7 protein-coding genes are annotated in these 9,274 nt (G+C 59.2%); 2 read left to right on the top strand and 5 right to left on the bottom strand.

Annotated elements, in window-relative coordinates; translation table 11 throughout:
• The 3 genes from purH to R6T97_RS09275 all read right to left on the bottom strand — a co-directional run.
• A partial coding sequence (gene purH / locus R6T97_RS09285) for a bifunctional phosphoribosylaminoimidazolecarboxamide formyltransferase/IMP cyclohydrolase (protein ID WP_410349015.1) occupies positions 1-1,447 on the bottom strand: 1,447 nt, incomplete at its 3' end.
• A gap of 20 nt (positions 1,448-1,467) precedes the next feature.
• The gene (locus tag R6T97_RS09280; RefSeq protein ID WP_410349014.1) at positions 1,468-3,204 is read right to left on the bottom strand and encodes a heparinase II/III family protein; all 1,737 of its coding nucleotides are present in this window, start codon (positions 3,202-3,204) and stop codon (positions 1,468-1,470) included.
• Between the two features lie 70 nt (positions 3,205-3,274).
• The gene (locus tag R6T97_RS09275) at positions 3,275-4,549 is read right to left on the bottom strand and encodes an RsmB/NOP family class I SAM-dependent RNA methyltransferase (protein WP_410349013.1); all 1,275 of its coding nucleotides are present in this window, start codon (positions 4,547-4,549) and stop codon (positions 3,275-3,277) included.
• Between the two features lie 72 nt (positions 4,550-4,621).
• Here R6T97_RS09275 and R6T97_RS09270 point away from each other — a divergent pair, with 72 nt between their 5' ends.
• Positions 4,622-4,798: a DUF1674 domain-containing protein gene (locus R6T97_RS09270; RefSeq protein ID WP_410349012.1), complete on the top strand. Its 177-nt coding sequence runs from the start codon at positions 4,622-4,624 to the stop codon at positions 4,796-4,798.
• Between the two features lie 104 nt (positions 4,799-4,902).
• Entirely contained in the window at positions 4,903-6,015 is a 1,113-nt protein-coding gene (locus R6T97_RS09265; protein WP_410349011.1) for a polysaccharide biosynthesis/export family protein, read from the top strand.
• Positions 6,016-6,017: 2 nt separating this feature from the next.
• Here R6T97_RS09265 and R6T97_RS09260 read toward each other — a convergent pair whose 3' ends face one another.
• The gene (locus R6T97_RS09260) at positions 6,018-8,240 is read right to left on the bottom strand and encodes a calcium-binding protein (protein WP_410349010.1); all 2,223 of its coding nucleotides are present in this window, start codon (positions 8,238-8,240) and stop codon (positions 6,018-6,020) included.
• 451 nt (positions 8,241-8,691) lie between these two features.
• A partial coding sequence (locus R6T97_RS09255) for a GDP-mannose 4,6-dehydratase (RefSeq protein ID WP_410349009.1) occupies positions 8,692-9,274 on the bottom strand: 583 nt, incomplete at its 5' end.

Genomic DNA, 9,274 nt, shown 5'->3' with positions numbered 1-9,274 from the left:
CGGCAAAAGGAAAGAACGCGTCCGATGCCACGGCAGACCCTTTGGTGAGCGGCTCGGGCAGGTCCATCGCCTCTGCCATACGCTCGGCCTTCTTGGCGGCAATCAGCGCGCTGTCGAGGCGTGACATCTGGCCAGCCCCGACGCCGACGGTTGCTTTGTCTTTCACATAGACGATGGCGTTGGACTTGACGTGTTTGGCGACCTTCCATGCAAAGAGCAGATCGGCCATTTGCGCGTCTGTCGGGGCCACTTTGGTGACAACTTTCAGGTCATCCATCCCGACAAAGCCGGTGTCCTTGTCCTGTACCAACATGCCGCCGGCGACCTGACGATAGGTTGTGATCGGGGCTTTCACATCAGGCAAGCCATCGGTGGTCAGCAGGCGGAGGTTCTTTTTGGCAGCAAACACCGCTTTGGCCGCGTCAGAGGCGCCGGGTGCAATCACCACTTCGGTGAAAATCTCGACGATGGCTTTGGCGGTGTCTTCATCCAGCGGCTGGTTCAGCGCGACGATGCCGCCGAATGCACTGGTACGGTCGCAGTCAAAGGCGTGTTGGTATGCCTCTAACAATGTCGCACCGCGCGCCACGCCACAGGGGTTGGCGTGTTTGATGATGGCAACCGCGGGGCCATCGGCAGGATCGAACTCGGCGACCAATTCAAAGGCGGCGTCCGTGTCGTTGATGTTGTTATACGACAGGTCCTTGCCTTGATGCTGCACGGCGGTCGCGACACCGGGGCGGCCTGTGCCGTCAGTATAGAAGGCTGCGGACTGGTGGCTGTTTTCGCCATAACGCATGGTTTGCTTGAACGTGCCGCTGAATGACCGGCGGCGCGGCGTGTCTTCGCCAATCGCGCCCGCCATCCAAGTGCTGACGGCGGTGTCATAAGCGGCAGTGCGGGCATAAGCGGTCTGGGCAAGGCGCTGGCGCAGGGCCAGCGTGGTCTGCCCGTCATTGGCGTCCAGTTCGGCAAGCAGCGCGTCATAGTCTTCCACGTCCGTCACCACGGTCACGAACGCATGGTTCTTGGCCGCAGAGCGGATCATCGCCGGACCGCCGATATCGATGTTCTCGATGCAGGTGTCGAAGTCGGCACCTTTGGCGACGGTCTCTTCAAAGGGATAAAGATTCACCACGAGCAGGTCGATTGGTCCAATGTTGTGTTCGACCATCGCATCGCGGTGCGTTTCCAGATCGCGCCGCGCAAGCAGGCCGCCATGCACGACAGGGTGTAGCGTCTTGACGCGTCCATCCATCATTTCGGGAAAACCTGTCACATCCGCCACATCGCGGACTTCAAGCCCGGCTTCGCGCAGCGCCTTTGCCGATCCGCCGGTCGACAAAATCTCGACTCCGCGTTTGGCAAGCGCACGGCCAAGGTCAATCAACCCCGTTTTGTCGGAAACAGAAAGCAGGGCGCGGCGCAGCGGGGCAAGATCGGTCATGTGGGTCCTTACGAGAACTACTAAATCGCGTCCAAAGGATCGGCCTGCGCAAAGTCTCGCACCGCGACGGGCGTATCTTGCGTCTTGGCCAACGACCAACGGACACGGGTCGCATAAGCTATTGTGTGTCCGGATAAAACCACCTGCTGCGTCGGAACGGGCTTTAATCGCCGATTTTGCAGATAAACCGACGCGGCAAGGCTTAAATTTGCCTGGCCGTCGTGGTGAAAGCTCCAGATTTCACCAGACTTCAGCGTGAGCGAGATAGTGGTGCGTGCGGCATCAATGGCGGGAGTGACGTCAGGGTGCAGATGAAACCGGATGATATAGGGCAAACCACCGGGAGCTTGGGCCTTCTCGAAGGCGGCGTCGTCTTTGGGACCGAGCGTCGCGAGCAAATCCTTGCCGTGCAGTGACCTGCCATCTGCGGAGAGTTCCAGAATACGCGCGTGGGTCAGCCCGTGCGAGCTTTGGTAGCCATTGTGCGACAGTTCAAGTTTACGGCCATCGTCTGTCTCGGTGTAGGCACATTGTACCAGAGTGGGCAGCTCGGTCAAAAGCTCATCACCGTTCGCCAAACGCCCCATCGGTCCGAGGTGGGAAGAAGAGACTCCTTCGATCATCATCGTCGAATGGCTGGGCGTCGCGCGGCTTGCCCTGCGCCATTCTTCGCCAAAACGCGCGCCAGAGCCGCAGTTCACGATCATGGGCCTGCGCCCCGAGGTCAGTTCAAACCCCAATGTGCTGGCGTGTGCCTCAACCGAGGCCTGGCCTTGTGGCGGTGGTGCTGCATCGACGATCATTGTGGTGCGTCCGCTGGCAAGCCGGGCGTAACCCATGTGTGTTTCCGGGGCAGGTCGGGTCTTGATGCCTGTTGCAGCCAGTGCTTCGTCCAAGCGCCCGTCGATGCCTTCACCGCCGCCATGAAAGCGGGCCAATGCACCATCCGCATGTCGCAAGGCGCGCATCGTGGGCGCGATCCGCGTGATAGCGCGGGTTATTTCTGACGGGACGGTGCGCTTGGCATTGTGCAGTGATTGCGTGGTCCAGTTCAGCAGGCTGAGAATATCAAGCAGGTCCTGCGGTTTCCGGGTCGCGATTGACCCGTCAGGACCAATCTGTTCGGCACAGTCTTGCGCCAGTGCTGCAAGGGCGGGCGCTGCGTGCATGTCCATACTTTTGAGCGACAGGCCTGCATGGATCGTTCCGGCCAATGCCTCGAACCGCCGTAGGCCGGGCTTTGCGGTCTTCCACCTGCGGGACACGAACAAGGTTTGCCGCGCGAGGCTCTGGAAAAATGTTGCCGAGGTATTCATGTCCCGACTGCGCAGTAAAAACGGCCCGTGGTTGATCCACCGGATCAGACGACGCCCGGTGATGCCCGGTGTCCAGCCATCACTGCGGCCATCGCCGTATTTTTCGATCCACGCAAAGACCCATTTTTGCGCCAGCTCGCGTGCGGTTTCATCACCGACGGCGGCCAGATCATCCAGCCATGCACACCCGTGTATTTCGTTCGCGACTTCGGGGTAGGCCGCTGCGATCTCCCAGATTGTGTATTGTTTGCCTTCAACGAACAGGCCAGAGAACAGAAACTGCCCCGCAATCAGCTGCCTGCCCCGCTCCACAACGCCAATGGTGCGCGGCTCTGGAAGTGAGACAAAGGCGGTCGCAAGCGCTGCTCGCGCGGCACGGCGCGCATGCCAGCGGTGCAGAAAGCGCGTTCGGCGCTCACGCCATGTTGTTGTTTGGGCCAATTCCTGCAGCCTCGGTTTGCACGCGTTCACAACGCTTTTGCACGAACCATAGGAAATGCCCGTGCCTAAGTCACGCAGGCTTTCTCAGGACCGCCATATAGAACCCGTCCATACCTCCGATGTCCGGCCAATAATCGGGGCGCAGGCGCAGCCCGCCCTCGGGTGTGATCCAGTCAGAATCAATGCCATCAATCTGCAGGGCGTCAGCTTCGATCCTGAGGCCGGGGTGACGCGCAAGTGCTTCTTCCGCCTGAACCTCGCCTTCGTCCGGCAAGAGTGAGCAGGTGCAAAAAACAAGCTTTCCGCCGGGTTTGAGCAAGGTCAGGGCGTGGTCGATCATCGCCTCTTGCTGGTCGATCAGCGCCCCGAATTCGGACCCGTCTTTCGCATATGGCAGGTCCGGGTGCCGCCGGATCGTGCCGGTGGCAGAGCAGGGGGCATCGAGCAGCACCGCATCAAAGCCGCCGTGTTCATAGGTAAAGGCATCGCTGACCACGCAGTCCGCCGACAATCCGACACGGGCAAGGTTTTCGCTGATACGTTCCATGCGCTTTTCGGAGATATCTACCGCAGTCACCCTTGCGCCCAAAGCTGCAAGTTGCATGGCCTTGCCGCCCGGTGCGGCGCAAAGATCCAGCACGTTCAAACCCTTGACGTCACCCAGTAGCTTGACCGGAATAGCAGCCGCAGCATCCTGCACCCACCAGTCGCCCTCCTCGTAGCCTTTGAGGGCAGACACCTGACCGCCATTTTGCAATCGGACCGAACCTGTAGGCAGGACAATTCCATCAAGTGCCTGTGCGACGGCCTCTGCATCGCCCTTCACGGAAAGATCAAGCGGTGCGCCCGCGAAATGCGCAGCTTCCATGCCTGTGACAGCATCACGCCCCCATGCCGCAACAAGTGGCTGACGCAGCCAGCCGGGGGTGAGAGGAATAGCGCGTTTGTTCCAGCCCTCGGGTCCTTCTGCCGCGATCTTGCGCAAGACGGCATTGGTTAACCCCTTCATCGCTTGGGTGCGCTTGTTGCGTGCGACGATTTCGACATAGGCGTTCACAACGCCATGCGCCGCTTCACCGCTACACAACTCGATCACGCCAAGGCGCAGGGCGTTCATCACGTGATCGGGCGGCGTTTTCTTGAGGTAGGGTTTCAGCATCCGGTCGGCACGATCCAGACCGCGCAACGCTTCGGTGGCAAGGCGCTGGGCGCGGGCGCGGTCGTCGTTTTCCAGACGCGCCAATGCGCCACCGCTGATCAATTCGGCCATCAAACGGCCCTCGCCGGTGATCTGCATCAGCAGATGGTGCGCAGAGCGGCGGGCGGGCAAACCTGTCTGGTTCATGGATGTCTCACTTGAAGCTGGGTGCGCGGGACGTATATCAAACATATCATATCGACAAGGAGGGTGCCGCCCGTGACTGATCAGCCCAAAGACCTGCCGCCCGCCGCCCAGCGCGCCTTGGCCGAAGCCGAAGAGCGCCGCAAGAAGGCAAAAGGGCAGGTATTGCCGACCGAATTGGGGGGGCGCGACGGGCCAGAACCTGTGCGCTACGGCGACTGGGAGAAAAAGGGCCTCGCGATTGATTTCTAGTTGATCGGCCCGCTTGGAAGTTATTCACTGATTTTGCACCTCGCGTGCTGTCTTATGCCATTTCAGCGGTGTAGGTTACGCGCACTGCTTGAAAGGACTCACGTTTGCGCGCCCAAGGATTTGTTGCTGTCATCGCATGTTTCGCCCTCGCAAGTTGCGGTCTGCCGCGCGGTGCCGGTTTCCAGTCCGAGGTTCTGGCTGCGTCCAATGCCAATACAGCCGCAGCAGGCGAAGAACCGGTCTATGACTTTGCCGTCTATGAAGTAGGCCGCGAGACTTTGCCGGTTTTGCAAGGCTGGCCGGTGACCGGTGATGCCGCCTTGCCCTGGCTTGTTGCCCAAGAGCAGCCCGCGTCACTTTTGATCGCGGCGGGTGACACAGTGCAGGTCACGATCTGGGACGCAGAGGAAAACTCGATCTTCGGGGCAACGGGGGTGACGGCCTTACAGCCTACAGTCGTAAGCTCTGATGGACAGATATTCGTGCCTTATATCGGCAATCTGCGTGTCTCGGGCATGTCGCCCAGTACCGCCCGCGAGCGGATCGAAGAAGAATTGATCATGACCGTCCCGTCTGCCCAAGTGCAGCTTTCGGTCGAACCGGGCCCTTCCAACAGCGCCAATCTGGTGTCCGGTTTTGCGGCTTCCGGCCTCTATCCCCTGCTTGACCGGAACGTCAAGATTCTCGACCTCTTTTCGCAGGCCGGCGGGCCGAGCCCTGATTTGAATTCGCCGCAGGTGCGACTTGTGCGCGGGTCACGCACCTATGGCATTCCGTTCGAGCGTCTGCTGAAAGACCCCCGCGCCAATATTGCGATGCGTGGCGGTGACCGGGTTTATATCGAGGATGATGCGCGCAAGTTCATCGCACTTGGGGCGACCGGAACGCAATCTATCGTCGACTTTCCAGAGGTGGAATTTTCAGCGCTTGAAGCGCTTGCGTTTATTGGCGGCGTCAATGCAGGCAGTGCCAACCCCGAAGGCATCCTGATCCTGCGTGAATATTCTGCGGGTGCTGTGTCTGACGGAATAGCCGGGCCCCCGAAAGAGAGAGTGGTTTTCACCATTGATCTGACTTCGGCTGATGGTCTGTTTTCGGCAGGGAATTTCATGCTGGAGGGCGACGACCTGATCTACGGCACCGAGAGCGCGCTTAATCCCGCACTGGCGGTGTTTGGTCTGACAAACACGCTTGCATCCGTCGCTGGCGGCAACTGACGCTAAAACAAGCTGATGTCATCGGCCAAAGTCGCTGGGTCCTTGACACCTTCAATGACGAGCGTGTTGCCGTTTTCAAAGTTGATCGTCGTCCGACCGTCATCAAATTCGCCATAGACGAAAAGAACATCCGCCGCCGACGTGAGCCCGGTCCACAGGGCGGCGTCGAGGATGATCCGGTCAATGCCCTGTTCAAAATCAGCGATGATGTCCGACCCGCTATTGAAGATGAACGTGTCTGCGCCGCCGCCGCCGTAAAGTACATCGTCCCCGTAGTTGCCGTTCAAAACATCAGACCCGCTGCCGCCATAAAGTACATCCTGCCCGTTCCCGCCGTCGATCATGTCGGCACCACTGCCGCCAAAAAGCGTATCGGCACCGTTGCCGCCTTCCAGCGTGTCGTTGCCCGCACGACCAAAAAGTGTGTCGTCACCATCGCCGCCGCTGAGTGTATCGTTACCAGCGCCAGCAAAAATAAGGTCAATGTGGTCGGTTCCGATCAGAATCTCGGTGGTGTCCCCCCCGTTGATCACCATTCCGGTCGCCGGATTTGGCTCCGGCGTATTCATGGCATCGCGCAAAAGGGAAAAGGTATCCGTTGAAATCGCTTGCAGCGGTATCAGCCCGCAGTTGTCACCTCCCTCATCTATGGCAGGCAGATCCTGTGGTCCGTTCAGCGCTGGCGTCGGTGTCGCAGGTCCGGGATATCCTGGTGTGATATCGACGGGCAGGCGTGTGGCGCCGATCAGATCGGTTGTGCCCAGTGTGCGATAATCAATTGGACTGCCATCGGCGCTTTGGACGTTCAGCACCTCGTCGCCGTAGATGATGCGCATGCCGTCTTCTTGCAAAGTGATGAAAAGCTGGCTGATATCGCGCAGCATGGGCCAGAGTGACAGGTCCATCTTGTCCTCGCCCGGTGTGAAATCGGTGATCGTGTCGGTTTCGCCATCAGCGGTCAGAATGAACAAATCCGCGCCAGCACCGCCAGACATCACGTCAGAGCCTTGCCCATCGCGCAGAATGTCGTCACCCGGCCCCGCATGGATGATGTCATCGCCATCATGACCTTGCAGAATATCCCCGCCCGCCGTGCCTTCCAGCGGACCACCGGTCAATGTTGCGGTCTTTGTCACGCCTGCAAGTCCGGTGTCCAACCGCAATTGTGTCACCCCCCGTTCGCTGCTGCTGGCCACGAAAATGTCGACACCGGTAGCGCCCTGTGACGCTGCCAGCGCACTGATGTTGTCAAGACCGTAGTCTTCGGTGTCTTCAATCGTGGCCCGATGAACAAGCAGGCCACCTTCCAGCAGCAAGAAGACCGACACCCCGTCATCGGCACCCCCGGCAATGACATAGGTCCTGCCGTCGGCTTCGATCACTTCAATGGCGGCGACCCCGCCGAACCGTGTTTCCCTCGCGTCCAGAACATGATCGCGGACGGTCATGCTGCCATCGGTATTCAGCGCGATGACGGTAAGGCTGTCGGTTCCGGCGGCGGCAAGGATAAGATAGGTCGCATCCCCCAAGATGGCTGTTTCCAGCGCTGTTGGCGCGCTGATCCAAAGCCCGTCAGCTGCGCCGATGGTGGTTTCAGTTACAGGTTGTCCTGCATCATCGATCGCTCTGGCTGTAAGGCCGTTATGGCGTGTGCTGGTAGAGACGATATAGTTTTGTCCGGCGACCGGCGTCGTTGCCAAGGCAGCCAAGCCTGTTGTCGTGGCGTCTTGGAAAACGGCGTATCCCTGCAGCTCACCGCGGGCATCAAAGGTCAGTTGCGCAAGGCCCTGCTGACCCGCAAGCGCGCCAAAGACAGTTTGCCCACCCTCGGGTAGGTTCAGGGTTGCGCCATGCTGGAACCCGTCAAAACTGTCCGGCAAAGCAGTCAGTATCGTTGTACTACCGAAGCTCCCGTCAGATTCAAGCCGCACCGTCTGAAGCGCCCCGTTTGGGCCCCCGCCCACCAACAGGCCCGGCGTCGCGTCGAATGAGAGATCGGTCATCCCCCCCATGCCACCTGCTAGAATATTGCCGGAAAACGCAACGCTTTCCCCAATCGACAGAATTCCGCCCGTAATGTCCCATTGCCGCAAGACACCATCATAGCGCGTCCCGCTATAAAGCTGTGCTGTCCCGTCCACATCCACGATCACCAGATCGGTAATATGCGAGTGGGTCACGTCACCGGGGTCGGTCACGTAGTATGAAAATGATATAGATGACATGTTAGGTCCCCCCGAAACCGCGTGTCGTCAAAATGTCCTGCCAGAGTGATTGCACGGCGTGCTGTCGGCACGGCGCAATTGTGGCGCAGGCATGAAGCTTGCCTTTCAATTTGTTCAATATCGCTTCAGATTTTTCGTGAATGCCGTATGCGACCGTATTGGTGCAGCTTAGGTTCCGGTCGTACGCGGCGGGATTATTGGAATCTGGACCTGCCCCCGTAAATGGGGTGCAACCGGTCTGTCGCGTGACGAACTGAAACAGACAGTTTGTGACAAAACGCGCAGAAACAATTGGGTGAACGGGTTGACGTTCAGCTTGGGGGGTTCCAGTGGCGGCGGTTCAATAGTTTGTTTTCATTGTGCCTTGCATCTTTTGATGCGAGGCACCCTTGCTTTAATGCTCGACCTCTTGGTTTGCCACGTGTGCGGACCGCCCCGAAAGCCTGTATCGTCAGGCGTCCAGAGCGATGGGCATGTCCATGCCGTGTTCTTTCAGCAGTGCGTGGCGCCGTGCAATCTTGAGATCTTCCGCAACCATCTCTGCGCAGAGTTCCCCTGGCGTGATCGTCGGGGTCCAGCCCAACTGTGTTTTCGCCTTTGAGGGATCGCCCAAAAGCGTTTCGACCTCCGCTGGGCGGAAATAACGTGCGTCGACCCGCATCACGATATCACCACAGCGCACATTGGGTGCGCGGTTGGTGTTTACGGCTGTGACGGTCGCAATTTCCTGCGTCCCGGTGCCGCTGAACGCCAGTTTCATACCCAGTTCTGCTGCGGTCCATATGACGAATTCGCGGACAGAGTGCTGTTTGCCACTGGCGATCACGTAATCTTCCGGACGACCTTGTTGCAGCATCAGCCACTGCATCTTCACATAGTCCTTGGCGTGCCCCCAGTCGCGCAATGCGTCGATGTTGCCCAGATAGAGGCAGTTTTGGAGGCCAAGCGCGATATGGGCCATTCCGCGTGTGATCTTGCGGGTAACGAAGGTTTCGCCGCGCCTTGGGCTTTCGTGATTGAAAAGAATACCGTTG

The sequence above is a fragment of the Yoonia sp. genome (genome assembly GCF_046498525.1).
GTDB lineage: Bacteria > Pseudomonadota > Alphaproteobacteria > Rhodobacterales > Rhodobacteraceae > Yoonia.
This window is presented reverse-complemented; position numbering and strand designations above follow the sequence as displayed.